General features: G+C 34.5%; 27 protein-coding genes and 1 riboswitch. Of the genes, 17 read left to right on the forward strand and 10 right to left on the reverse strand.

The genetic code is table 11. The features are described from left to right. Nucleotides 1–151: 151 nt before the first annotated feature. From HRG09_RS06860 to hpt, 3 genes are all read right to left on the reverse strand, one after another. Complete coding sequence (locus tag HRG09_RS06860; RefSeq protein ID WP_174100049.1) at nt 152–331, reverse strand: cold-shock protein; 180 nt, start codon at nt 329–331, stop codon at nt 152–154. A gap of 150 nt (nt 332–481) precedes the next feature. Next, on the reverse strand, nt 482–1,384 hold the full coding sequence (locus tag HRG09_RS06865) for a diacylglycerol/lipid kinase family protein (RefSeq protein WP_174100050.1): 903 nt from the start codon (nt 1,382–1,384) through the stop codon (nt 482–484). Nucleotides 1,385–1,468: 84 nt separating this feature from the next. Beyond that, nucleotides 1,469–1,999 carry a hypoxanthine phosphoribosyltransferase gene (gene hpt / locus HRG09_RS06870; RefSeq protein WP_174100052.1) on the reverse strand — a complete coding sequence of 177 codons (531 nt, stop codon included), beginning with the start codon at nt 1,997–1,999 and terminating at the stop codon, nt 1,469–1,471. 187 nt (nt 2,000–2,186) lie between these two features. On the opposite strand from hpt, the gene HRG09_RS06875 reads away from it, so the two are divergent. From HRG09_RS06875 to HRG09_RS06915, 9 genes are all read left to right on the forward strand, one after another. Next, the gene (locus tag HRG09_RS06875; RefSeq protein ID WP_174100054.1) at nt 2,187–3,092 is read left to right on the forward strand and encodes an ABC transporter permease subunit; all 906 of its coding nucleotides are present in this window, start codon (nt 2,187–2,189) and stop codon (nt 3,090–3,092) included. Beyond that, nucleotides 3,085–3,984, forward strand: coding sequence for an ABC transporter permease subunit (locus HRG09_RS06880; RefSeq protein WP_217447944.1), 900 nt, complete (start codon nt 3,085–3,087; stop codon nt 3,982–3,984). The genes HRG09_RS06875 and HRG09_RS06880 overlap by 8 nt, the downstream gene beginning before the upstream one ends. 243 nt (nt 3,985–4,227) lie before the next feature. Continuing rightward, complete coding sequence (locus HRG09_RS06885) at nt 4,228–4,440, forward strand: hypothetical protein (protein WP_174100056.1); 213 nt, start codon at nt 4,228–4,230, stop codon at nt 4,438–4,440. 186 nt (nt 4,441–4,626) lie between these two features. After that, entirely contained in the window at nt 4,627–4,959 is a 333-nt protein-coding gene (locus HRG09_RS06890) for a hypothetical protein (RefSeq protein ID WP_174100058.1), read from the forward strand. Between the two features lie 566 nt (nt 4,960–5,525). Continuing rightward, a complete protein-coding gene (locus HRG09_RS06895; RefSeq protein ID WP_174100059.1) occupies nt 5,526–6,128 on the forward strand; it encodes an N-acetylmuramoyl-L-alanine amidase family protein in 603 nt (200 codons plus the stop codon). A 227-nt stretch (nt 6,129–6,355) separates the two neighbouring features. Then, nucleotides 6,356–6,850: an LPXTG cell wall anchor domain-containing protein gene (locus HRG09_RS06900; RefSeq protein ID WP_174100061.1), complete on the forward strand. Its 495-nt coding sequence runs from the start codon at nt 6,356–6,358 to the stop codon at nt 6,848–6,850. Between the two features lie 94 nt (nt 6,851–6,944). Further along, nucleotides 6,945–7,565: a class D sortase gene (locus HRG09_RS06905; protein WP_174100062.1), complete on the forward strand. Its 621-nt coding sequence runs from the start codon at nt 6,945–6,947 to the stop codon at nt 7,563–7,565. A 43-nt stretch (nt 7,566–7,608) separates the two neighbouring features. Further along, nucleotides 7,609–8,298 carry a response regulator transcription factor gene (locus HRG09_RS06910; protein ID WP_174100064.1) on the forward strand — a complete coding sequence of 230 codons (690 nt, stop codon included), beginning with the start codon at nt 7,609–7,611 and terminating at the stop codon, nt 8,296–8,298. Then, nucleotides 8,295–10,097: a sensor histidine kinase gene (locus HRG09_RS06915; protein WP_174100066.1), complete on the forward strand. Its 1,803-nt coding sequence runs from the start codon at nt 8,295–8,297 to the stop codon at nt 10,095–10,097. The genes HRG09_RS06910 and HRG09_RS06915 overlap by 4 nt, the downstream gene beginning before the upstream one ends. 222 nt (nt 10,098–10,319) lie before the next feature. On the opposite strand, the gene thiT is transcribed toward HRG09_RS06915, so the two are convergent. Then, nucleotides 10,320–10,922 (reverse strand): energy-coupled thiamine transporter ThiT, encoded by a 603-nt coding sequence (gene thiT, locus HRG09_RS06920; RefSeq protein ID WP_174100068.1) that lies wholly within the window; start codon nt 10,920–10,922, stop codon nt 10,320–10,322. Between the two features lie 95 nt (nt 10,923–11,017). Beyond that, nucleotides 11,018–11,119, reverse strand: a riboswitch (TPP riboswitch). 437 nt (nt 11,120–11,556) lie between these two features. On the opposite strand from thiT, the gene HRG09_RS06925 reads away from it, so the two are divergent. From HRG09_RS06925 to HRG09_RS06935, 3 genes are read left to right on the forward strand one after another with little or no spacing between them, the layout of a single operon-like run. Beyond that, nucleotides 11,557–11,784, forward strand: coding sequence for a FeoA family protein (locus tag HRG09_RS06925; protein ID WP_174100070.1), 228 nt, complete (start codon nt 11,557–11,559; stop codon nt 11,782–11,784). Next, a complete protein-coding gene (feoB, locus tag HRG09_RS06930) occupies nt 11,781–13,769 on the forward strand; it encodes a ferrous iron transport protein B (protein WP_174100072.1) in 1,989 nt (662 codons plus the stop codon). The genes HRG09_RS06925 and feoB overlap by 4 nt, the downstream gene beginning before the upstream one ends. Nucleotides 13,770–13,785: 16 nt before the next feature. After that, nucleotides 13,786–13,953, forward strand: a complete 168-nt coding sequence (locus HRG09_RS06935; RefSeq protein WP_174100074.1) for a FeoB-associated Cys-rich membrane protein — start codon at nt 13,786–13,788, stop codon at nt 13,951–13,953. A gap of 40 nt (nt 13,954–13,993) precedes the next feature. On the opposite strand, the gene HRG09_RS06940 is transcribed toward HRG09_RS06935, so the two are convergent. The 3 genes from HRG09_RS06940 to cuyB form a co-directional block, all read right to left on the reverse strand. After that, nucleotides 13,994–14,572 carry a lipoprotein BA_5634 family protein gene (locus tag HRG09_RS06940; RefSeq protein ID WP_174100076.1) on the reverse strand — a complete coding sequence of 193 codons (579 nt, stop codon included), beginning with the start codon at nt 14,570–14,572 and terminating at the stop codon, nt 13,994–13,996. Nucleotides 14,573–15,116: 544 nt separating this feature from the next. After that, nucleotides 15,117–15,986, reverse strand: a complete 870-nt coding sequence (locus HRG09_RS06945; protein ID WP_174100078.1) for a LysR family transcriptional regulator — start codon at nt 15,984–15,986, stop codon at nt 15,117–15,119. 123 nt (nt 15,987–16,109) lie between these two features. Then, nucleotides 16,110–16,814: a cysteate racemase gene (cuyB, locus tag HRG09_RS06950; protein ID WP_174100080.1), complete on the reverse strand. Its 705-nt coding sequence runs from the start codon at nt 16,812–16,814 to the stop codon at nt 16,110–16,112. A 384-nt stretch (nt 16,815–17,198) separates the two neighbouring features. On the opposite strand from cuyB, the gene HRG09_RS06955 reads away from it, so the two are divergent. The 4 genes from HRG09_RS06955 to HRG09_RS06970 all read left to right on the forward strand — a co-directional run bounded on the left by HRG09_RS06955 (nt 17,199) and on the right by HRG09_RS06970 (nt 19,881). Next, a complete protein-coding gene (locus HRG09_RS06955) occupies nt 17,199–17,864 on the forward strand; it encodes a PspA/IM30 family protein (RefSeq protein ID WP_174100082.1) in 666 nt (221 codons plus the stop codon). A 262-nt stretch (nt 17,865–18,126) separates the two neighbouring features. Beyond that, a complete protein-coding gene (locus HRG09_RS06960) occupies nt 18,127–18,531 on the forward strand; it encodes a DUF350 domain-containing protein (RefSeq protein WP_174100084.1) in 405 nt (134 codons plus the stop codon). 21 nt (nt 18,532–18,552) lie between these two features. After that, nucleotides 18,553–19,059 (forward strand): DUF4178 domain-containing protein, encoded by a 507-nt coding sequence (locus HRG09_RS06965; RefSeq protein ID WP_174100086.1) that lies wholly within the window; start codon nt 18,553–18,555, stop codon nt 19,057–19,059. A gap of 12 nt (nt 19,060–19,071) precedes the next feature. Further along, nucleotides 19,072–19,881, forward strand: a complete 810-nt coding sequence (locus HRG09_RS06970; protein ID WP_174100088.1) for a DUF4247 domain-containing protein — start codon at nt 19,072–19,074, stop codon at nt 19,879–19,881. Between the two features lie 76 nt (nt 19,882–19,957). Here the strand turns inward: HRG09_RS06970 and HRG09_RS06975 are convergent, their stop codons facing one another. Further along, nucleotides 19,958–20,974 (reverse strand): alpha/beta hydrolase, encoded by a 1,017-nt coding sequence (locus tag HRG09_RS06975; protein ID WP_309232027.1) that lies wholly within the window; start codon nt 20,972–20,974, stop codon nt 19,958–19,960. A 339-nt stretch (nt 20,975–21,313) separates the two neighbouring features. Beyond that, complete coding sequence (locus HRG09_RS06980) at nt 21,314–22,468, reverse strand: MFS transporter (protein ID WP_174100090.1); 1,155 nt, start codon at nt 22,466–22,468, stop codon at nt 21,314–21,316. Nucleotides 22,469–22,567: 99 nt separating this feature from the next. Here HRG09_RS06980 and HRG09_RS06985 point away from each other — a divergent pair, with 99 nt between their 5' ends. Next, the gene (locus HRG09_RS06985) at nt 22,568–23,431 is read left to right on the forward strand and encodes a LysR family transcriptional regulator (RefSeq protein WP_174100092.1); all 864 of its coding nucleotides are present in this window, start codon (nt 22,568–22,570) and stop codon (nt 23,429–23,431) included. A 100-nt stretch (nt 23,432–23,531) separates the two neighbouring features. Here HRG09_RS06985 and HRG09_RS06990 read toward each other — a convergent pair whose 3' ends face one another. Further along, nucleotides 23,532–24,824, reverse strand: coding sequence for a hypothetical protein (locus HRG09_RS06990; protein ID WP_174100224.1), 1,293 nt, complete (start codon nt 24,822–24,824; stop codon nt 23,532–23,534). Between the last annotated feature and the right edge of the window lie 183 nt (nt 24,825–25,007).

The following is a 25,007-nucleotide window of genomic DNA, read 5'->3' on the forward strand; positions in this document are numbered from 1 at the left end:
AGGCAGCTATTTTAAGTAATAGCTGCCTTCTTCCTTATTTATTTTCGATTCACATTTAGGCAAGGTAGTTATAGTGGAGATAAGGAGAGGGAGGATCTTCTCTTTATTTGATTTCGTAATTGAGGAATGTAGGGGAAATAGAACTTAATCTTTACAATTTTTGTAGTAGTCGTGTTCCGCTCTCCATATCTCCTTTACATAAAGGACATTTTGGTTCTTCTTCTAAAGAAAAGTTTTTACGCATCCATCCACGGCAGCTTTCTGATTGACATTCCCATACAGCTATTTCTTCTGGATCTTCGACAGGCTTATTATTTCTTTTCCAATACATATCATCACTCCTCTAAAGTGGAAAATTTTTCTAGAAAAAATAAAAAGGTTGTTAACGTTTTTTGTTAACAACCTTTTATACTTTTAATTATAATCTTTATTTTATAAAAATGCGAACTTTATAAATTACCAAAGTATAACAAAGAATCTATTACACTAGTTCTGGATTATAAATCATCGTAAAATGTCCTGGCAATAATTCAATTTGGCACGGTGTATGAAGTGAGCTTTCTCCGTCTGTATCTACTTCTTTTTCTTCTTTCGTTTCAATAAGGATTGATTTTGCTTTCACGTGGAATATGTCGTTGTTATTAGTATCTTCAAATAGTTTCTTTCCGATATAATCTTTGAATGCTTGGATTCCTGTTGACTTCACAACAAAGATATCAAGTTCCCCATCGTCACATTTTATATTCGGAATGAAAGAAGGAATACCGCCAAGATATTCACCGTTTCCAACCATAACGAGTACTGCTTCGTCCTCATATACTTGTTCATCATATGTAATTTTCACAGGGAAGGTTTCTGCATTTTTAACTGTGCGGATTGTACTTAAATAGTAACCAATTTTACCGAGTTTTGCTTTTTCATCCGCATCAATGTTATTGGATACTTCGGAAACGAGACCAATTCCCCAAAAGTTTAAGAAATATTGGTTGTTTGCTTTGGCGAGATCAATCGGCTTCGTATGACCTTTTACAATTAATTTGGCAGCCTCGGCAATATTTTGTGGAACGCCAAGCGTACGAGAGAAGTCATTGCACGTCCCGCCTGGAATGATTGCAAGTGTTGGGCGGATTTTAAGCGGTGCTAGTCCATTCGTACATTCAAAGACAGTACCATCACCACCAAAGACGATAATTAAATCCACTTTGTTTGCAAACTCCTTACAATACTTTGTTGCATCGCCTTGCTGTTTTGTATGAAGAATACGTAAATCAGGAAAAGCTGCAGCAAGCGGCGGAACGATTTTGGATAAGTTTGTATGTAAATCTCCTTGCCCTGCTTTTGGGTTTACGATGAGAAGAACTTTTTCAAATTTTGTCTGTGTCATTCTAATCTCTCCCTTTGTTTTTTGCGAGTAGTAGATGATATAAATAAACTTCCATCAAAAGCCGATGGAAGTTGTCTGTGTTTTTTATTTATCAGTTACAACCGATGCGATATATGGTAAGTTACGATATTTTTCTGCACAGTCGATACCGTATCCAACGATAAATTCATCTGGAATTTGGAAGCCTACATACTCTGCTGTTAAATCGACTTTACGACGTTCTGGTTTATCAAGTAATGTACAGAACTTTAATGCTTTTGGTTTATGCATAAAGAAATGGTCTTTTAAGAAGTGAAGTGTTAAGCCAGAATCGATAATGTCTTCTACAACAATTACATTTTTACCTGTAATGTTGACATCGATATCTTTTAATAATTTAACTTTCCCCGTTGTTTCAGTTTGGTTGCCGTAACTAGATGCTGAGATAAAGTCGATTGTTACTTCATTTTTAATGTGACGAATTAAATCAGCAGCAAAGACGAAAGAACCTTTTAGTACAGCGATAACAACGATTTCTTCTCCTTCAAAATCACGCTCAATTTGTAGTGCGAGTTCTTTTACCTTCGTTTGTAATGCTTCTTCAGAAATTAAAGTATCTTTTATTTCAATATTCATTGAGATCCTCCTACGTTGTAAAACTTATGAACATTTCGACTTTAAAGGATTGAAGGGGAAAAGTCAAAAAAGAGAAAGACATATCGGTTAAAGGTTTATATTAGGAAAGTCAGAATAAAATAAAATGAAAGTTCGATTTGAGGTTTTTATGATCCATTCATGCTAGAAAAATTGAGAGGAGAAGGGAATGTTTAAAAAAATAATTTCAATCATTCTTCAATTATTTATTATGATTCTGCTATTTGTAGTAATTGTAAGTCTTCCGATGTTATTTATAGATGGGAAGAAAGTTGGGATACATATAGAGCATTTTTTTACACAATGTATACATGTTATCTTTGCACTCATACATCCAGAAGAGTTAAAGATGAAAATGGCTACACAAGTAGCGACTGTTTCGAACAATGTGCAAATATTTAAGATGCAAGAAAGGGAATTCCCCTTATTTCCACTTATCTTTAAACCATATGCATATTCGCTCATGCTTATATTTGGAGCGCTCGTAGTTTCGCTCTGTTTGTCTTTTGTATGTAGTATGATTACAGCGGTTATACCAAGGCGTGTACAGAGATTGATAGAAGAAGCTGTATGTTTTCTTAAAACAATCCCAGATATCTTTCTGATTTTTTTTCTTCAACTTATAATGGTAACTATATATAGGTATACCGGAGTTTTATTATTACATCCATTCTCTACAATGCAAAATTCATCGATCGTATTACCAATTCTCATTTTAGCTATTATTCCTACCATTTCTTTATTTCAATTTCAAATGCTACTTATTAAAGAGGAGCAGAAGAAAGATTATGTTCTGTTTGTGAAGGCGAAAGGTTTTAGTAGTCTGTATATTTTATGTAAGCATATTATTAGTAATATCGTGATTTCAGTTGTGAATCATATGGAATCAATATTATTAGCTTTGATAACGAGTTTATTTGTTTTTGAGTACATGTTTCATATAAGAGGTTTGTTTTCAATTTTGATTAGCGGCCAAGATCCAGCAGTTATCGTTTATTTGCTGATGCTGTTTATCGTACCTATGTACGGAGTGATATTGCTATTGAATTGGTTAAGGAGGAAGCTGTATGCGTAAACAGCGTTATATATACTTCTTATTTCCTATTATTCTATTATTAATTATTAGTTTTGCACTTCCATATTTTCAGAAGGAACCTAAGGTAGTGGAATATCGATACAATGATAAAGGAGAAATTGTTGAAGCGGCCCCTTTTTCCATGTCCTCTGAACATTGGTTTGGAACGGATCGAGAAGGAGAAGATTTGTTTTATAAAGTAATAGAAGGAGCTAAGTATACAATTTTAATATCATTTTTTGTGGCGGTTGCTAGAGTAACCATTTCTTTATTGATGAGCTTGTTGGTTCGTAATGATAAGTGGGGATTTTCTTTTTTACAACGTATTACTGTTAGTTTTCAATTTTTTCCACAAACGTTATTTTGTATTTTATTTCTTACACCGTTCATTATTTATGAACTACGAACGAAACCTATTGTTACAAATATAGAAGTGCTATGTATACAATTTCTTGTATTAGTTGTTGTGGCGCTTCCAGGAATGACACGATTTTTTCAAAAAGAAGTTCAGCAGCTGTGGAATAAGGAATATGTAAAGAATTCTTTTCTATTAGGCGGAAGCAGATGGCATGTATTTCGAACTCATATTACGAAAGTATTGCAACCACAAATTATATTTCAAATTGGAGAACAGATGGTGCAAGTATTATTAATTATGTTACATCTTGCCATTTTTAAATTATTTTTAGGGGGAACAAAAATCGTTTCCGGGCAAGCTCATGATCAATTTAATATATATGTTCCATACTTAAATGACTGGGCAAATTTAATTAGTTATTACTATGGAGAACTTATGCTAGAGCCAAGAATTATTATAATTCCAGTTCTGTTCTATATGCTTCTTTTATTTTGTATGACGAAAGTAGTAAACGGATATAAACATAATATGTAAATACAAATGTAAAAAACGAAATGAAATCATTCTTTTTAGGGGGAGAGAGCATCCGGCCATGCATAGAAGCGGCCAAACTTTCTTCCTGCTTCATGCCAAGTGAAAACAAAAGGAGAGAACGAGTGCAGGTCATTTTTTTATTTGTAAAAACGGAAGCGTTTTTAAAAAAAATATCCACAAAAAGGTCTGATGATATGATATAATAGCTATATTAAGAAAACGCTTCCATAAAGGGTAATAATCATGAAAAAGAAACAGTACTCAAGTATTACATTTATAAAAGCATTGCTTCTAACAATCGTTCTTGGTATGTTGGCTTATATAATTGATGTTCCTGCTATTCGAGTTTCACTGATTGGAATGACTTTAGTTCTTAGTGCGATTTCTCATGGAATGCTGCTCCAATTGTATGAAGCTGGATTAGATGATATGAAAGAATATATAGATAAAAAATGATTTCAAAACCTTCATTCATTTAGATGAAGGTTTTTTAATTCCTTACAAAAATGTAAGGTAATTTGTAAGACAAATCGATAGTGGAGTAATGATATTTTGGATAAACTTATAGGTGTAAGGTAAAAGGCAAGCACATTTTAGGTAAAATACGCTTTAGGCATTACATGTGAAAAGGAGTAGAAGGGAATGGATAAACGTTGGATGACCATTGCTTTATTATCGACTAGTAACACTATGATACTAGATGAAGAGATGAGTCTTTCGCACTTGTTTGATCGAGAAGAAGATCATTCTTCTTTACAATTTACAATGAAATGGTGTAAATGGAGCGAAAGTTGTAAATTTGAAGAAGAGACCCCTAATAAAGAGCAAAGAATTATCTTTACGAACCCTATTAAAGCATGGACCTTTCAACATAGTAAGTGTAACGTCACTAATCACTTAAAGAAAACTGAGCCGAGACAATTAGTTATTAGTCCAGATCCTTTTACTCTACATTCACGTGAAAGTAACAATTAAATACTGAGACACAGAAAAAGCATTGTAGAGGGAATCTACAATGCTTTTTTAGTGAAGATAAACATCTATATAAAGTGAAACTTTAATCAGCGGGGGGGGGTCCCATCCCCCACTGATTATTAGTTGAACCAATCGGGCTTTTACGGACAGTTCACCTCCCACCTAACTTCTTTGCTTTCGCTGAATTTTGAGGTGGGAGTGTTACTGTCCGTTAATGCGGGATAAATACGGATTAAAAAAATGACATAAAATCATTCCTTTTAGGTGGGAGAGAGGATCCACTCATAGGTTAGCCCCATGCCAATGGAAGAACAGAAGGAGAAAAGGAGTGAAAGTCTCTTTCTGTGCTTCATAGCTACAATTTATATGTTAGAAAATCAAATTGGATATATATTAATTTCGAGAATGTAATAGAAAAATAGTAACGGGAAAATAACTAAAGTAACAAAAATGATAAAATTATTACATTTATATTACAAAAGTGTTGTTTATTTTTACGATCCGTAATATAATTTGGTTGTAGAGGTAGAAACCAAAATATATTATTATTTGGGAGACTGGGAAAAATGAAAAAAATTATTTTGCTAGTTTTAATGTCTGTAATGTTTTTAGTACCTGTCGTTTCTTATGGAGAAACAAATGAAAATATGAATCAGGCTATCCCGAAAGAAGAACAAGCTATACAAAAAATGGGATGGGTAAAAACTGAAGATACATGGTATTACTTTGATAAAGATGGAAAAGCTCATGAAGGCTGGTTAAGTTATAACGGAAAATGGTATTACTGTATAGATGGAATGATGGTACAAAACGATTATGTTAGAGTAAATGGAAGCGATTATTACTTAGGTCAAGATGGTATTATGCAAACTGGTTGGATACAGGATGGAGATCGTTGGTTATATGCAAACCAAGATGGTTCATTTAAAACTGGCTGGTTAAAAGAAAGAAATGAGTGGTATTATATTCATCGTGGATTAATGAGAACTGGCTGGGTAAGAACTGATGCAGGTTGGTATTATATGAATTCTAATGGCACAATGAAAACAGGTTGGATGCAAGAGAGTGGAAATTGGTATTATTTAAAATCTGACGGTGCAATGGCAACAGGCAAACATTTGATTAATGGTACTTGGTATGTATTTAAAGATAATGGCGTTATGCTTTAAACATTTTAGATAAGAGGCTGCCGAAAGTAGTTGAATAGCTACTTTTAGCAGTCTTTTTTTATTCTATAAATAGAGAGAAGTGTATAGGGAATTTTGCTTTTCTGAAGGAGATTAAATCTTTAAAAGAAATCCATTTTATCTGCATCTCATCTTTACATCGTAGATATATTCTATGAATACATCCGATGCGATGTGATGTGAAAAAAGTATATAAGGAGAGAAATGAAATGAAAAAGAAACTTTTACCAATATGTGCGATGGCACTTTTATCAGTGGGGTATGCATCGGTAGCCAGTGCTTCTACTGGCACGATGACGAAAGAAGAAGTGACACAAGTGCAGCAGGATATGGCAAAAAAAGAAGCAGCAATTCAGGAGCAACAAAAAAGTGATATAGCGAAAAAAGAAGCAGCAATTCAGGAGCAACAAAAAAGTGATACGGCAAAAAAAGAAGCAGCAATTCAGGAGCAACAAAAAAGTGATATAGCGAAAAAAGAAGCAGCAATTCAGGAGCAACAAAAAAGTGATATGGCAAAAAAAGAAGCAGCAATCCAAGCAGAGCAAAAGAATGAAGTAGAGAAAAAAGAAGTAGCAAAGCAAGCTGTAAAAGGTGAGAAACTACCAAATACAGCATCAAATAGCGTAACAATGATGGCGTTAAGCGCGTGCCTTGTAGCATTAGGATCATTGTTTGGATTTACGCGCCGTAAAATTAAAGCGTAAAATGAATTTTTAATTAGCCTATAAAGAATAGGATCATTTCATATATTAAAAATGGTAGGTTAACCCTACCATTTTTTGCATGGAGGGATGAAAAGTGAAACTTGTAAATCGGATTGGACTCGCTTTCATGATAATTGGTATTCTTATGGGAGCTTATTATACTTTTGAATGGTATAAAGGAAAAAGTTCAGCGCAAGATTTAACAATAGAGGAGATAAAGAGCTTTGAAAAGGCACAACAAAAGGAGAGTATTACTGAAATACCTGTGAATTCGCAAATGTCTTCTTCTCAAATGCAGTATAAAGAAGGAGAGAAAGTAGCTACATTAAATATCCCGAAAATCAAGAAGAAATTTTCCGTACATTGGGGAACTGATGAAAATACGTTAAAAAAAGGCGTTGGTATGTTTGTTAGTGATATTACTACAGTTCCGTCTGAACGAGGCCATACAGTGCTGAGCGGACATCGTGATACTGTATTTATAGAATTAGGAGAGTTAAAAGAAAAAGATAGCCTCGTTGTAGAATATGATAAAAAGATCTACACTTATGAAATTCGAAAAATGTGGATTACGCATGCAGATGATCGAACTGTCATTGTAAAAAAAGAAGAACCGACATTAACGCTCACGACTTGTTATCCATTTGATTATATAGGTGATGCACCAGATCGATATATTATTGAAGCGAAGTTAATTGCGACTTATTCAAAATGAAATGACAGCCTTAGCTATTTTAGAATAAGAGGGGGAAATGAATATGCCACAAACCATTTTAATTGTTGAAGATGAAGACATTCTACGTGAAATCTTGAAAGATTATTTTTTAAGTGAACAATATAAAGTGCTTGAGGCAAGGGATGGGAAAGAAGCCTTATCCTTGTTTGAAGAAGATGAGGTTCATTTAGTTATCCTTGATATTATGTTACCAGAATTAGATGGCTGGTCTGTGTGCAGGAGAATTCGTAAAACGTCACAAGTTCCGATTATTATGCTAACAGCGCGTGTAGATGAGGATGATACATTACTTGGATTTGAGCTAGGGGCAGATGATTATGTAACAAAACCATATAGTCCGCCTATTTTATTGGCGAGAGCAAAACGATTACTAGAGAGCAGAGAAGTTATCAGTAAACCCTCGAGTAATAACGATGATACATTATCTATCCATGGAATTTGTGTTCACTTTCCCTCACGTGCTGTTACTGTAGAAGGAATAGACATTAATTTAACGCATACAGAGTTTGAGATATTGACCTATTTCATGCAAAATCAAGGAATTGTTTTGACAAGAGAGCAATTGATCTCAAGAATTTGGGGCTATGAATTTGCTGGTGATGACCGGACAGTGAATAGTCATATCCGTAATTTACGAAATAAATTGGGAGATAAAGCAAAGCACATTACGACTGTTGTTCGGATGGGTTATAAATTTGAGGGGAATGTATGAGAAAAGGGATTGTACTCAAATTATTTATTCTTACAACAGCACTATGCATGTTAATTTTAGCAACCATTTTTATTGGACAAACGATATTTTTTAAACAATATTATGCAAACAGAAAAGTTAGTGATATTAAAACAAATATAAGCTCCTTTGAGAGAGAGTATTTGAATAGTGGTGGTAACACAGAAACAATTCAGAAACTGGAACAAGATTTTTATAGAGAAAATAATACATGGATTACAGCATTAGATAGCGATGGGAATTTAAAACATGCAACCGATTTTTATTTAGAAGTAAAGCTGGATCGGCTGTGGCAGAAGGAACTTGGAAAAACAAACCTTACAATCCCTCTCTATTATCTTATGGGAATAGAAGAGGTTGAAAATGAAAAAATGCCGAATTTTTCAGGATTGCAAATTTCGGTTTATGGAATAGATAGAGATTCTACATTTGTTCCTGCTGTATTAAATTTAAGTAAGGGTAGTATAAGTTGGTCCAACAAGCCATTAGATAAGAAAATAAATGAAATAGTTCTTAAGGTGAAAGAGGAAAAGAAAAGTGCGGCTCAAGTTCCTAGTACTGGTTTTGGGGGAACTGTTACAAAAGTGCAACTACCTGATAGTAAAGGGATAGTGAATCCACTTTATAAAAACACTTTGTTCTTGGAGAGTATAAAAGAATTTCAAGCAGACTTACTGTTAAATGAAAATAAAGATAACAATGATGCCTTAAGAATAAATGACTATGAAAAAAATGATATAAAATATAAATTATTAATCAAACCAATAAAAGAAAAGGATGGCTCTTTAACATATATATTCGCCATGGCGTCCTTACAGCCTGTGGATGAAGCAGTACAAATGGTAAAGGATTATTATGTATATATTATTGCATTTGTACTAGTCCTCACCTTGATGGCATCTTTTTATTACTCAAAACAAATTGCAAAACCGCTATTAAGAATAAATGACACAACCAAGAAAATTGCAAATCTAGATTTCACAGAAAGAATTCCAATTGCTTCAAAAGATGAGATTGGAGATTTATCTCAAAATATTAATAGGTTATCTAATACATTGCACACACATATTGAACAATTAGAACAAGATATTGAAAAAGAAAGAAAGTTAGAAAATACGAGAAAAGAATTTATTTCGGGTGTCTCACATGAATTGAAAACACCGCTAAGTATTATGAAAAGCTGTATTTCGATCCTAAAAGATGGGGTAGCTGAACATAAGAAAGAGTATTACTTTCAGGCAATGGAAAAAGAAGTGGATAAGATGGACATGCTAATTTTGGACATGCTAGAGTTAGCTAAATTCGAATCTGGTACGTATAAAATGCAGATGGATACTTTTCATATTGATGAGGTCATTGAGCATATATGTGGACAGCTATCATTAGAAATAGAGAAGAAACAACTGCATGTTTACAAACACATATCTCCAGCTCAAGTTGTCGCAAATCAACATCGTATTGAACAAGTAATTGTCAATTTCATTACGAATGCAATCCGTTATACACCTGAAAAAGAAGATATTATTATTTCTACAATAGATGAGACAAATCGAATGAAAATTTGTATAGAAAATAAAGGCGCTCATATTGAAGAAGAACAATTAGATAAAATTTGGGACCGTTTTTACCGGATAGATACAGCTCGTCAACGTTCAAACGGTGGAACGGGACTCGGACTTTCGATTTCTAAAAATATTTTAGAACTTCATGAAGTAGAGTATGGGGTAACGAATACAGCCGATGGTGTGTTATTTTACTTCTATTTACCGAAAAAAGTGTAGGAAAGAAATTCTACGCTTTTTTAATTTATTTTGATAATATCTTTATTTTATCTTTATATTTAACATTTATAATTTTGGTAGAGGATAAAGTTGTTTAAGGAGTAGATTATCCATGAAGAGCAATTTACTAAGTGTAATGGTATTTATATTTTTATGTGCATTTATTGTTTTTATTATTGATATAACACATTGAGAGTTGTTTATAAAAAGAAGAGCACCTATTTAGGCACTCTTCTTTTTTGTGTTTCTATTATATACATCTGCGCTTTTGAATAAGCGCGGAGCTGTTGTGTATAAAAGCAGTAGTAATACTGTACATAATGCGAAGGATGCAAGCAGTGTACTACCGTTTACAATCAATGAATATAGGAAAACAGATTGCCCCTTTGGTGCATATTGTCCCCAGAAAACAATACCAGCGATAAAGTGCCAGAAGTAACGTGCTAAGCTACCAATGAATGTAGCACCAATAATATAGGCCATTGTTTTCTTACCTTGATTATTTGCCATTGCTTGTTGGATAGGTTGATAAAATAAGCCGGCGAAACCAATGAAGGCAAAAGCAACAAAATATTCAATCAGTGTCTGAATTGGTGTAACGATAACAGCATCCCCAACGACAATTTGTAATAGTCCCCAAATCAAGCCGCCTAAGAAAGCTGTTTTAAATCCCCAGCGGTAAGCGATAATAAAAATAGGAATCATAGCAAATGAAACAGAACCGCCTGTTGGAAGTTTAATGGATAGTGGTAAAATATCGATGATCAAGGCAAAGGCTGCAAGGATTGCAGATTCAATCATCGCTTGTAAATTGGTGTTACGCATATTATCATTCCCCCTAAATCTAAGTTGCACAAAAAAAGAATAATGTATCATAGGGAGATATGAAATACGTAAATAGAATATGATGAGGTAGATGTATTTCGACGTTTGCACAATTCCTACGTTAGCATTAACTAACAGGTTCTAAGGGTCGGAATATTATATTCCCTCTCAGCAACGAGGCTCCCCCTGTGATAACGAGATTCTTTGATTGTTAGATTCATTGTAATTGAAATGGATGAGAATGGCAAATGGTGTTTAGATAATCGTAAATTAAAGACTTTTCTTGTTAGAGGGAAGAGAGAATCCAGCTATGGATAGAAGCGGTCAGGGCCTTTTTGGATCCCATACCGCATGAGGACAGAAATAGGGAATGAGAGGAAGTTTATTTTTATTTTCATAGCCGTAATATGTATGTAGGGAAATGGAAATAGCAGAAGAGGCTCCCTTTTCTTTTTTGATGAAAGAGAGAGTCTAGCCATTAGCGAGCGGTGAGAGTTATGGTGCAAAAAAGTTATTCCTATGTAATTGTCCCAAAATGTTAATAAATATGAAGGAAAAGGCTATAGTACTTGATTGGTAGGGATGGTATAATTCGTATGAAAATAATTATCATTCTCTTTTGAGGAGGGGGATTATGAGTCTAGTTGACATCAAAATAGGTGAAGAGGCACTAGTGAAAAATATACAGGCGTTAGATAAGTTGTTAAAGCGGAGATTAGCTGCTTTTGGTCTTTCTGAAGGAAGTGAACTTCGTGTAAAACAAAAAGCGATGTTCAAGGGACCATGTACACTAGAATGCCGCGGGCAATTAATTAGTATTCGTCATTGTGACGCGAAAATGATAAAGGTGGAATTAGCGTGAATAAGGTTGCATTGCTAGGGAATCCGAACACAGGAAAAACATCATTATTTAATGCGTTAACTGGTTCCTATGAATACGTGGGAAACTGGAGCGGGGTAACGGTAGAAAAAAAGATTGGTAAGTTAAAGAATAAGCAAGGGACATTAATTGATTTACCAGGTGTATATGATTTAAATCCTGTCTCGCGTGATGAAGGTGTTGTTACAAACTTTCTATTAAAAGAAGAATTTCAACATATGCTGAATATTATTGACTCTTCGCAATTTGAGCGCAATATGCATTTAACATTGCAACTACTGGAATTTGGTAAACCAGTTTCAATTGGGTTAAATATGATCGATGTTGCAAAGCAGCGCGGGATTGTTATTGATGTAAAAAGATTATCAGAAATATTAGGAGTAACGGTTGTTCCTGTTGTTGCGAGAAGCGGGAAAGGCTGTGAAGAGTTACTTGCTGCCCTTCATGAGAGTGAGAAGAAGACGAAAAAGCCTTTCATTCTTTCATATGGTAAACAAGTAGATGCAGGAATTGCAGAGCTTATGGATCTTTTAAACAAGGAAAATTATGAACATCCAAGATGGCTTGCACTTCAGTTTTTAAGCAATAATGAAGTTGTGGAACAAGAAGTGAGTAGATTACCGATTTATAAGGAACTTGTGGCAATTCGCTCTAATCTGGAAGCAGAACTTGATGGTACATTAGAGCAGCATATTTATAATACACGTGCAGCGTATATTGAAAAGTTAAAAACAAATGTCATTCAGCATGAAAAAGAAGGAAAGATTCCTTTTTCGGAAAGAGTTGACCAGTTAATTACACATAAAGTTTTGGGACTTCCAATCTTTTTAGCAGTTATGTTTTTTATTTTTCAGATTACGTTTACGTGGATTGGGACGCCTTTGTCGGATATGCTGGATGAATTTCTTGGTGGGCAGTTTACGGATTGGGTGACAGCGGGCCTTACAAGTATTGGCGCATCTGAGTTTATTCAAGCGCTTGTTACAGAAGGAATTATTGCCGGTGTTGGTGCTGTTTTAGTGTTTGTTCCACAAATCTTTGCACTCTTTTTCTTTATTTCGTTATTAGAAGACTCCGGTTATATGGCACGGATTGCGGTTGTGATGGACCGGATAATGGAGTTCTTTGGTTTAAACGGAAAAGCATTTATTCCAATGATTATCGGTTTTGGTTGTAACGTACCGGGCATTATGGCAGCAAGAACAATTGAACAAGAGAAAGAAAGGCTGCTTACTGTTTTAGTAACACCATTTATGTCTTGCTCAGCACGTTTGCCTGTATACGCACTATTTGCGGGAGTCTTTTTCCCGAATAGCCAAGCGAGTGTTGTGTTCTCGTTATACATTGCAGGGATTGTACTTGCGCTATTAGTTACAAAGGTAATGTCTATGACTGTTTTAAAAGAAGAAAAGTCTATTTTTGTGATTGAGCTTCCGCCTTATCGTATGCCACAAGCAAAAACATTGTGGCTGAGTACGTGGGAAAAAGGAAAAGGTTTCGTACGTAAAGCTGGTACATTTATTTTTGGTGGATCTGTTGTCATTTGGTTACTCAACTATGCTGGTCCATCTGGATTTGGCGTAGATATGGGAGATAGTTTCTTAGCGATGATTGGTGGGTTCGTGGCACCAATTTTAGCACCGCTCGGTTTTGGAACATGGCAAGCTGCAGCATCACTTTTAACAGGATTTTTAGCAAAAGAAGTTGTTGTTTCTACAATGGCCATTATTTATGCGGTGAAAGAAGATGTATTAGGAAACGTAATGGGAGCGCACTATACTGCGTTATCAGCATATGCGTTCATGTTTTTCATTTTATTATATGTTCCATGTTTAGCGACAGTAGCTGTGATTCGTCGTGAAACTGGATCTGTAAAATGGACGATTTTCTCTGTTGTGTATCCACTTATCATTGCCTATGTATTAACGCTCATTATATACCAAGTCGGATCCATGCTTGGATTCTAGAAGGAGATGTATCATAATGATGGTCAATATTGTTATTGGAGCTGTCATTTTTGGCTATGCAGGGTATACATTATTCAATTTTGTAAAGAGAAGTAGAAAAGGGAAATGTGCAGCATGTTCCTTGAATAAATCATGTCAGTCAAAGAGTTGTAGTCCCGATATGGAGCAGGTCGTGAATAAATAGAAAAAAGCTTTGCGAATTTCGCAAAGCTTTTTTCTATTTATTATTTTTTAATTTTAACAAGTTGTACGGCTTCTGTTTCTTTAGTTGTATCTTGGATTTTATCTTTAGGGTCCTTATCAAATTTCAGTACACCTACAGATTTTTCTTCGCCCTTCACATCTCCGTATGCTGCATCATCAACGATTGCAAACATATCTGCATAAGAACGTGCATCACCGATAATTGTGTTGCCTTCGTATTTTAATTTCGCTCCATCAATTGTCGCATTTGCTACTTCTTCTTTCGCAAATAATATACCTTGATCCGCTGTTACTGCTGGCAGTTTATCGATTGCTTTTGTGTCTTCTTTTTCTACTTTCTTGATAAGTTCTTTTTTCACTAGTTCTTCACCAGTTTTTTTATCCATTACAAGCACTTTCTTATTATTTAATGTTGAAAGTTTCATTCTATATGTGTTTTTTTCTTTTATATCAGATTTGTTTTTATCGATTACATTGTTAACTTGTTGTTCACTTCCGTAAGTAACCATACCATTTGCTTTTTCACCTAATAACGAACAGCCTGATAATGCTCCGAATGAAATTGCTGCTGCTAACCCGATTCCTACTAATTTTTTCATTTTCTTGTCTCCTTTTTATATACGATATAGTGAATACAATGCAGGTACTAAGAGGGAAATATACATTGTATTGATTCTTAAAATATGAAGAAGCAAAAGTGTTTTGGTTGTAACCTCGGCTTCTGATTTCATTTTATAAAAATAACGTTTTTATAACTATCGAGGTAGCTTACAGTAACATTACAATTCTGTAATTTAGTGAAAATGGTTAAAAGTGTGATAAAAGAAAGTGAATCTGGAAGAAATTACAATAAGGTGTATAGAGTTGTATATAGGTTTTAAAGAGAAGAAGGGGTATCCCTTGTAATGATAGGTTCTGTAAGTTGTATATGTATAAGCTATAGATGGAGTATCGCCACATCGCTATCAAGTTAAAATTTTGTAGCACCCCCAGAACGAAATTTTAGACCTTCTTATAACAGAGAAGGTTATTTTATCGTTTGGGGGTGACCTGTTTTCTTAGCTTGATAGGTATACGTCAGAACCCCATACCTATCAACTCCAGAACAAAAACAAACCGATTGATATACCAATCAGTTTGTTTTTATTTACACATCTTATCTTTTAAAAAGTCAATAAAAACAGATTTTGGTCTGCCTTTTAAATAGATAAAATCAATACTAATATTAATTTTCACTGGAGGTGCCATTTCCACTCGGATCAATTCTCCATTTTCTAATTCTTGTTTGACACAATGTTCAGGCAAAAAGCTAATGCCCATCCCTTGAATCACTAAATTTTTCGCTGTTTCCATATTATCTACTTCTAAAGATATAGTCGGGCTTACATCATTACCTGAAAATAGCCGATGAATCATGAGCCAATCCATTGATCCATAATCAAAAAAGATAAGGGGTTGTTTACTTACATGTTCTATTGTTACTTTTTCTTCTTTTAAAAATATATGATTTCGAGGCACAAAAAGGCCAATAGGGTCATTATAAAGACGAATTGATTCTACTTGAGGATGTGTTTCTGTTCGTACGATGCCAAAGTCAACTTCTTTATTAATAACCTTCTGTAAGATGTCTTGTGAATGACCCGTTACAATTTTTATTTTAACATCCTTAAATTCAGATTTGAAACCAGGTAAAATCTCAGGAAGGATATTATTAGATATTGATAAAGCACTCCCAATTACCAAGTCATATGGGATTGTTACTTGTTGCAATCCATACTTAGCTTCCTGATAAGATTGCAAAATTTTTTGTGCATGTGGAAAAAAATACTCTCCTTTTTCAGTTAAGGAAATCTTATTGCCATTTCGATGAAAAAGCTTTATATTAATTTCACGTTCAAGTGATTGAATACGTGCTGTTACAGAAGGTTGGGTTAAATAAAGAGCTTCGGCGGCTTTATTGAAACTACCAAGTTGACAAACATATATAAAAGCTTCAATATTTTCAATATTCATTTCTAAACGCTCCTTACTGTAGCTCTCTATTATCATTTACTATAACATGTACACGTAAATCGTATGCATCAAATATTCATAAAATAAGAATGCAACAATTCTGCCGCATTCCCAACTTATAAATTACACTTTTATTATTTCTTTTTCTGTTCCATTAGCTATTTTAATAACCATTTTAGCTACAATTTCTGTTGGATCAATAACGCAAATATTTTCGGATGATTTCAATACAAGAGGAACCTCTGTGCAGCCTGCTATAATAGCCTCAGCTCCGCTCTCTTTCAATTTATCAGCAACCTTTGAAAGATATAAAAATCCTGTTTCTAAATTTCCACTTTTTATAGCATATATTCCTTCCATCACTTTTTCTTGCATTTCTTTATCAGGCTCAATGACATTAATCTTGTAACTTTGACAACTGTTTTGGTATAGTTCCGTCTTAATCGTCCCATCCGTAGCTAACAAACCTACTTTTTTAAAATTATTTTCTTGTACAAAACGAGCCGTTTCTAAAGGCATATGCAAGATCGGAATACTAACGGACCTTTTAGCTGCTTCATAGAAAAAATGAGCGGTATTACACGCAATAACAAGAAACTCCGCACCAGCGTTTTGCAGTCGCTGCGCTGATTGTACAATGTATGGGGTCGGATCCACTCCCTTTCCCAAAATAGCCGTTGTCCGATCAGGTATTTGAGAATAGTTGTCTGCAATGATATGGATATGATCTTGATCCTTCATTGCAGGTGTATAAGAAATAATTTTATTCATTAAATCAACAGTCGCCAAAGGCCCCATGCCACCAATAATCCCAACAACTTTTTGCATTTTGTTCACCGCTTTTAAGTATATTTTGAAAGTCCAATCTTAATAAATTTCTTAGTATTTCTGTAAATGTATTTTGAATGATTGACTTAATTATAAGCTCCTTTTTAAGGAATGAATTATAGAAAGAATCTATACAACAATAGAAACTATGTATTGATAACTAATGTATAAGGGGATTTTCATATGTTTAATAGTGGAGAGGAAATGTTGAGAAGGAAATGTCATATTATAATTTGCGTATTTGGAAAATAATAGGTAAGGACATCTTCGTTTTAATATAATAAATATGTAGGATTTGGTAATGAACATTATTCTGGTAAAAAGAAAGTTTTTACGGGAAGTACATGAATTTGAAATATGAGGAAATATATAGGAGGAATATGAATGTCTGTATTTAAGCGATTAAGAGACTTAACAATGTCAAATGTGTATGCACTAATTGAAAAAGCTGAAGATCCAGTTAAGATGACGGATCAATATTTACGCGATATGCAACAGGATGTACAAGAAGCTGAGAAGAGTGTAGCAGCTCAAATTGCGCTTGAGAAAAAGTTTAAATTATTGTTTGAAGAGCAAGAAGCACTTGTAAAGAAACGTGAAGAACAAGCACATATGGCTGTTCAAGCGAATAATATTGATCTTGCGCGCCGTGCTTTAGAGGAAAAGCAAAATGCAGAGCAAAAGATGAATGAATATAAAGCGAGCTATGAGCAAAATAAAGCAGCTGCTGATAACCTTCGTGCGAAGTTAGAAGAAATGCGTAAGCAATTAACCGAGCTCAAAAATAAACGTGAAACACTTGTAGCACGTGTAAATGCTACGAAAGCGCAAAAGAGCATTAATCAAGCGATGTCTGGATTCGATGCCAATACTGCAAAAGCAGGCCTAAGCCGTATGGAAGAAAAAGCTCTTCAATTAGAAGCTGAAGCAGAGGCAAGCGGCGAAATTTACAAAAAAGAAAAGTCATTAGATGAGGAATTTGCGGCTTTAAATAAAAATTCAGCTGTGGATGATGAATTGGCACGTATTATGAAGCAGTATGAGAAGTAATAATATATAAATGAAGGACTAAAAACCTTTCTTTTTTGGTGGAAGAGAGCGTCCGGCCATGTGTAGGAGCGGTCAGAGCTCTTTTGGATCCCCTGCCGTGTGAGAACAGAAATAGGAAAAGAGAGGAAGCCTGTTTTTGTTTTCAAAGCTGTATTTTAGATGTGGGAAATCAAAATAGATATATAGTAGATAAAGAAACCGGCATGTCATGGAAAGCAATCATGTCGGTTTTCATATTATTTTTCTAGGAGGAGGTTTTTGTATGACATGGATGAATGTGTTAGCCATGCTTGTATGGACAGGAGCAAGTGCTGTTCTTTTATTTGCACTTATGTGGGTTGATTCTATTTTTACAAAATACAACGATTTAGCAGAAATGAAACAAGGAAACATGGCCGTTACAACACGCTTTATTATGAAATTATTTGCACAAGGATATATTTTGTCACAATCAATTACGAAATCAAATGATTTATGGCAAGCACTCCTTGCATCAGCGGTTTCATTCGTTATTTTATTAGTTGTAGAAATGTTTATTGAATTTATTTTGAAAATAGTAGTTGGTTTAGATTTAGAAGAGGGAACGAAGCAAGGGCATGTCGCACATGCTTTATTAGCTGGTTCGTTACATATTGTTGGAGCCCTCATTTTAGCAGCTTGTCTATAACGAGAAAAGGAGGGATAAATCATGAGTTTATTTAAACGTATTAAAAATATAATAAAAAGTCCAGAGCCTGTGAAACCAGAGAAATCGTTACTCACGTTAGCACCTGGCGATATGATTGAAGTTTCATTAGTTATGTATGAATTGATTGGAAGAACAAGCATGCATTCTCGGAATGAAATTGTCTTAACATTACAGGACGGGAAAACAATTCGCTATTTAAAAATTGAAAATCGTGAAAGTACGTATTATAAGTTGTATACACCAATTGATGGTCGGTTAGATTCGATAGATGAGATTCCAACGACAATTGAAATGGATGATATCGAGTATCATATGGAAGAACAATATAGCGGCCGTGTTGTTGTGATGGGAAAAACACCGTTTGCTGTCTCTGATGAACAATATGTGTGGGAGTTTCAATCTGATAACCGGAAGCTACTTCGCATTGAGTGGCAAGACGGACGTACAATGATGTATGAGGGAGAATCGATTCTTCCTGCTGATGTACAAATTATAAGGGCAACGTAAGGGGGCATAATCATGTCAAACCGATTGTTTACCATGATTAAATCGTTCGTAATCCCTATACTTGCCAGCGTTACATTACTTGTAATTGCTGGATATGCTTTATCAGGGTGTCAAAGTGAAAAATCGATTCAAGATCGTTATCCACTAGAATCCGTCGCAAAAGATGGTAAGCAAGAATCTTATGTGTATAGGGCTGCTAATCGGTCAGTTCCAGAAGTTGCAAAAGAACTGATTGATGAGAAAAAGCCGAAGCAAGTATCTAAAGAAGATGAAAATCAGATGTTCCTTGTCTATTCTGATAAGTTATATAATCTTCAGAAGGATAAAGAAAAACCGTCTGATACATTAATTGAAATTAGTAATAAAGAATACGTTCGCCAAAATTATCAACCGTCCTTTTTACAAGGATATATTATGGCGAGTATATTAAATGATATATTTGATTCACGTAAATCGTATCATGGCGATTACCGAGGATATACAGATCGGAAAAATCATAAACCGGTTATTCCAGACAGGCCGCCTACAAAAGAAGAAAAACAAACACCACCGCCTATTACAAAACAAGGTAAGGGTTCTATTATTAAAAGAAGCGATAAGATTGAGCCGAAACCATCTGTAGGAGACCAAGGAAGCATTATCGAAAAAGGAACAAAGACGGTTCCGCCATCTACAGAGAAAAAAGGGAAAATCACGAAATCACCAGGTGGTTCTAGTGGATCTGATGTAAAACCAAAATCATCGATTAAAAGCCCGCCTAGAAATACATCTCCCCCTAAAACAAGGGTTGGTGGTTCAGGGAAAATTACGAAGAGAAGATAGAGGAAAGTCCAAGAAGCAGAGTAGATGCTTCTTGGACTTTTGTGTGAGTGATATAATATATAAGTAACAAATATAATTATTTATGTTTATTTAGGAATTCGATGGTTTTTCCGAGCGTTTTTTCAGCATGTGGTGAAGTGAAATCAAATTGATATTCATGACCTAATTCAGATTTTGTTCCGTCAAATAAAACACTTTCTACTTCTACACCATTCTTTTTGAGCGCGTCTATAAGATCGGCTGAATGTGGTGCCAAAGGATCGGCATCTCCAACTGTCAAAAAGACAGGTGGATAATTAGGTGTTACATGATGGACTGTAGACAATTCGTTGAGTCTAGGAAAAGATGCTACATCCTTCTCTCCTGTATATGACCAAAACATTGTATGCACCATCCATTTTCCGATTGCTGATGATTCAGGATTATCTAATCTATCCATGCTATAAGGCCCGCAAAACAAAAGAAGACCTTTTATTTGTTTATTATCAATAGAAGGATGAATATCCATCGTTTTTGCTAGTCTTTCATTGGACATAAGTGCGGCAGTTTGACTAGCGATTTGAGCACCCGCGGAATCGCCTCCTATGAATAATCTATTCATATCGCCACCGTATTCTGCAATATTGTTCTGAAGATATTGCAGTGCCTGATTTGCTTGAATGATAGGACCTGGATATTTTTGCCGCGGTGCAATCGCATAGTTTATATTTGCAACTACATATCCCTCGTTAGCTAATGCCATTCCGTATTCTTGTGTTTGTTCTTTACTACCAGATAAAAAGCCACCGCCATGTATCCACATAATAACAGGGAGCTTCTCATTCAAATTTTTCGGATAGTAAATATCTAAAATACTATTATCAAGTCCATCCTTGTCATAAACAATATCTTTTTTTACAATAACTTGCTTTCTTATCGTTTCCATATTTTTAGGTGATGCAAAAGGCTTTGCCTCGAAAAGTTTCTTCATTACTGCTGCTCTAATTGCAGGTGTAAACTGATTCATTATAGATACAGCCAATGTAGGAATACCAATAACCGAAATAGGAATTATCCATCGCTTTTTCTTATAGACTTTTTTCTTTAGTATCACTTGAATCAGCCTTTCTTAAGATGTATCGTAGTTCTGTATATCTATATTTCAATATTTCTTGGTGTTTCATTGTTATTATGTATCCTGCTATTTATGATTCATACTCCTACTTTACAATTCAGCGAGAGCAAAGAAGTTAGATGGGGAATCAAGGAACCCCCACTGATTAAAGTTTCACTTTATACCATTATACCCTTATTTCTTGTATATTCCCTTTCAATTTCAAGATCTAGTAACCAGGCTTCATAAGTATGCGGAATAGAGCATAAGAGATTATGTTAGTAATAAGCCCTTATCTTATAAGAAGGAGATAGGGGCGTATTGTTTTTGAATCATAATTTAGTGAGATTCACGTACTGTTACAATTTTCTTACCTATAAGAAGGATTTGTCCTCCTATAGCCAAAAGTAATATACCGGCTATTATAAAAGGCAAAGTAACAGGTTCTATTCCTTTCTCTAAAAATATTCCGTTTGTCATAGTCCCTATTGAACCAGCTAAGTAATTAATAGAGCTAAGTAAAGCAATTGAAATGGTAGCATGATCTGGGCTAATTTCTAAGAGTGTTTTTTGCTGAGTAGCGAGTGCCGCCCACCCTGTACTTCCCCAAAGAATTAAGCATATAGCTAACAATAATGCAGTTTCATGGAAAATCCCCATACATATAAACGAGAAAAACATGATTCCCATTAAGTACAGTAATATGATTTTTGGCTTCTTATAGAAATCCATTATAAACCCAATTATAAAACTTCCGGCAATACCACCAATTCCCCACATCCAAATAAACATGATAGATTTTTGAAATCCATATGCAGTAATGATGGTATCTAAGTATGTGTATAAACCTAAACTGCAAAAACTTAATACCATTGTGATAAGCATGACGAGTGAAATCTTTTTATTTTTAAACATATTTAACCGTTCTTTTAGCGTTGGTAAAGGTCTAGATTCTATCATAGGAAATTTAGCAAAGAGAGCAAATATCCCGATCGTCCCAATGATAACGATAAACCACATCGCTATGCGCCATTCATAAATAGAAGCAATATAGATGCCGAACGGAACGCCAATTACAGTACCAGCGCTCATTCCGAGTAAAACGGTGCTTAAAGCTCTTCCTCTTCTTTTCTCAGAAACTAATGTAACAGCAGCTGACGACGCCAATGGTGAGTATAGGCCAGCACCTATGCCAGCTAGGCCTCTAGAAATTAATAGAATAATAAAATGATGAGTTACAGCGGTCAGGAAGTTAGAGAATGTAAAAAGGAATAATGCTGCCAATAATGTATGTTTTGTGTTTGTCTTTTTCATACATGTAGCAAATAAAGGCGCTGCAATCGCATAACAAATTGTGAAGATACTTACGGTTTGTCCAGCAGTCCCGATTGAAACATGAAAATCATGGGCGATTTGAGGCAAGATTCCTGCCATTATATAAGCATCTACTCCTAGTGCGAATATCCCAAATGTTAATAAAAAAATTTTATTCAATGTGAGTCCTCCTTTTGATGATTTGTTCTAATTTCATCGTAACGAGTATAATGAAATTAGTGAAATTCATATTTTACATAGGAGGTATGAATAAAACTCATGACGATAGCTAGATATGAAGTGTTTCAAAAGGTAGTAGAGTTAGGTAATTTTACTAGAGCAGCAGAACAATTGAATATGACGCAATCAGCTGTGAGTCATGCGATTGCGAGTTTAGAAAAAGAATTAGGATATCCTTTGCTGCACCGGAATAAGCAATCTGAGATTAGAATGACTGAGTTTGCAAATCGTCTTTTTCCACATATTCAGAATGTCTTGAAGAGCGAAGTGGCTATTAAACAAGAAGTATCCATGCAAAATAATCGGTTGGAAGGCACATTGAAAATCGGAGCATTTACAAGTGCGGCAGCTCAAATATTACCTGCCATGTTATTGCATCTTAAACAGAGTTACTCAGGTGTGAAAGTTTTATTATTCGAGGGGACATACGGAGAAGTAGCGGAATGGATTAATAATGGTACAGTTGATATAGGGTTTATATTAGAAACGAATACAAATAAACAAATAAAATCAATCCCGGTGAGCAAAGATGAAATCGTATTAGGGTTACCGAAAAATCATTCATTGATGAATCAAAAAATAGTGGATGTTCAGCAAATTGATGGAATGGATTTTATTATGCCAAAAGGTCCGTATCAGCCACTAGTGATAAAAAATTTAGCTGATTATCAAGTACGTCCAAACATTATATTAGAAGTACTAAATTGCGAAACAATCGTGAACATGGTCTCGCAAAATATTGGAATTACAATGGGGCCTGAGTTGTTTTTTAAATCGCATAAAAATATTGAAATGAAAAAATTAAAGCAGAAACAATATCGCCATATCCATTTAGCGTTTAAAGAAAGTTCACCTATCATTAATGCCTTTTTTACGTGTAATCAATTGCTGATTCCTTCCTAAGAGTATATAAAAGTTGTATTTTTTATATTCAAAAAGAGGACTGTCTATAAGTCAGCTTTCACTGACATATGGGAAGTTCCTCATTTTTTTATAACCACTCTTACCCCTTTTTTGGAGCAGTTTTTTTACCAATCCAAACACCTAAAACTACCATTCCGAGCCAACAACAGAGTGCTAAAATAGACATTAATAACGGTGCTGGTAGTCCTGGTATTGGTAACTTATTCCTTCCGGCAATTGTTTGGAAAAGTTGAGACCACGGAGTATTGTAGTAGATTCCAACGGTCACAATTACAACGAATACAAAGAATTGTAAACACAGATTTCCAATTGATCTCCATGTTGTATGAATGAGTAATGAAAGTTCTCTATGTGAAGGGTTATGGGTATATACCTTCATATTATTTTGGGAAGAAATTATGTTAAATGTATAGCTTCCAATAGTTACACTTAGGATAATAAATATGGGTGAATAGAATCCGAATAACATTAAAAATGTACTCAATAGAAAAATATGTACTAGATTCATTTTCTTAACAGTTGTATTGTTTAACAATGTAGACAGTAACAGCCCTAATAAATAAGGAACAACCACAATAAAAATACTAGTTAAAATGTTATAAAATGTAAAACCGTAAAATAGCCCGATTACAAATAAATAACCATTTCCAAACCCAAGCAAAAAGGATTCGGCTTTTAGTTTCGTTGGTAATGATGAAGAAATATTATGGAAAAATTCACCTTTTAATAATTTGAAAAACATGAAACCAATAAGCAATATAGCCATAATTAGAAACAAGATTATGAGCTGGTCATTGCTCGTATAACGACTCGCACGCAGCAGAATAACGAATAGAGAAAATAATAAAAACTGTATGATTGCGCCTGTAATTGGAACGGAGGGCATGTCTGTCGTTTTTTTTATTTGTGGCATTTTTCTTATAAAAAAGACGACATGAATTAAGCAACCTCCATATATTAGGGTTAATATGAACAAGGGTATGAAACTAATTGCGAAAAGAAATGTAATTAACAAGAAGAAAACAATGAACATAAGCAGTGCTTGTTGATTATTGTTAAAAACTTTTCCGCCTCCTTCTACATGGCGAAATAAAAAAGTGCTCGTCATTGCAGAAATAGTACTAATGGAAAAACCAGAAACGAGTGCACTTCCTTCGATCCATAGGGAAGAATCTTTAAAGAAGGCGACACTTATTATAGATATCATAGCAATGAAAACAGCACAGTATAATGATTGATGAATACCAATCTTACTAACGATAGGTATCCAAATCAATACACCAGTTATATAGGTAGTATAAAATAAAATAGATGGCCAATATCCTTCAAAGCCGCTAGATAACTGTAACCCGTATACAACGTAAAGAATCATTGGAATAAAAGCCGTACTGATTAGTAAGCCAAATGTAAAGAGACTTTGAATGACGCTCCATCCTTCTCTATTAATACGTATCATACAATCCCTCCGCTACATGTAAAAATTCAACCTTTTTTCATACATATTGTATCCCAAAATATGATATTGTATATTTTTACATATAGAGAAAAGCCTTCC

This window comes from Bacillus sp. Xin1 (genome assembly GCF_013314535.1).
GTDB lineage: Bacteria > Bacillota > Bacilli > Bacillales > Bacillaceae_G > Bacillus_A.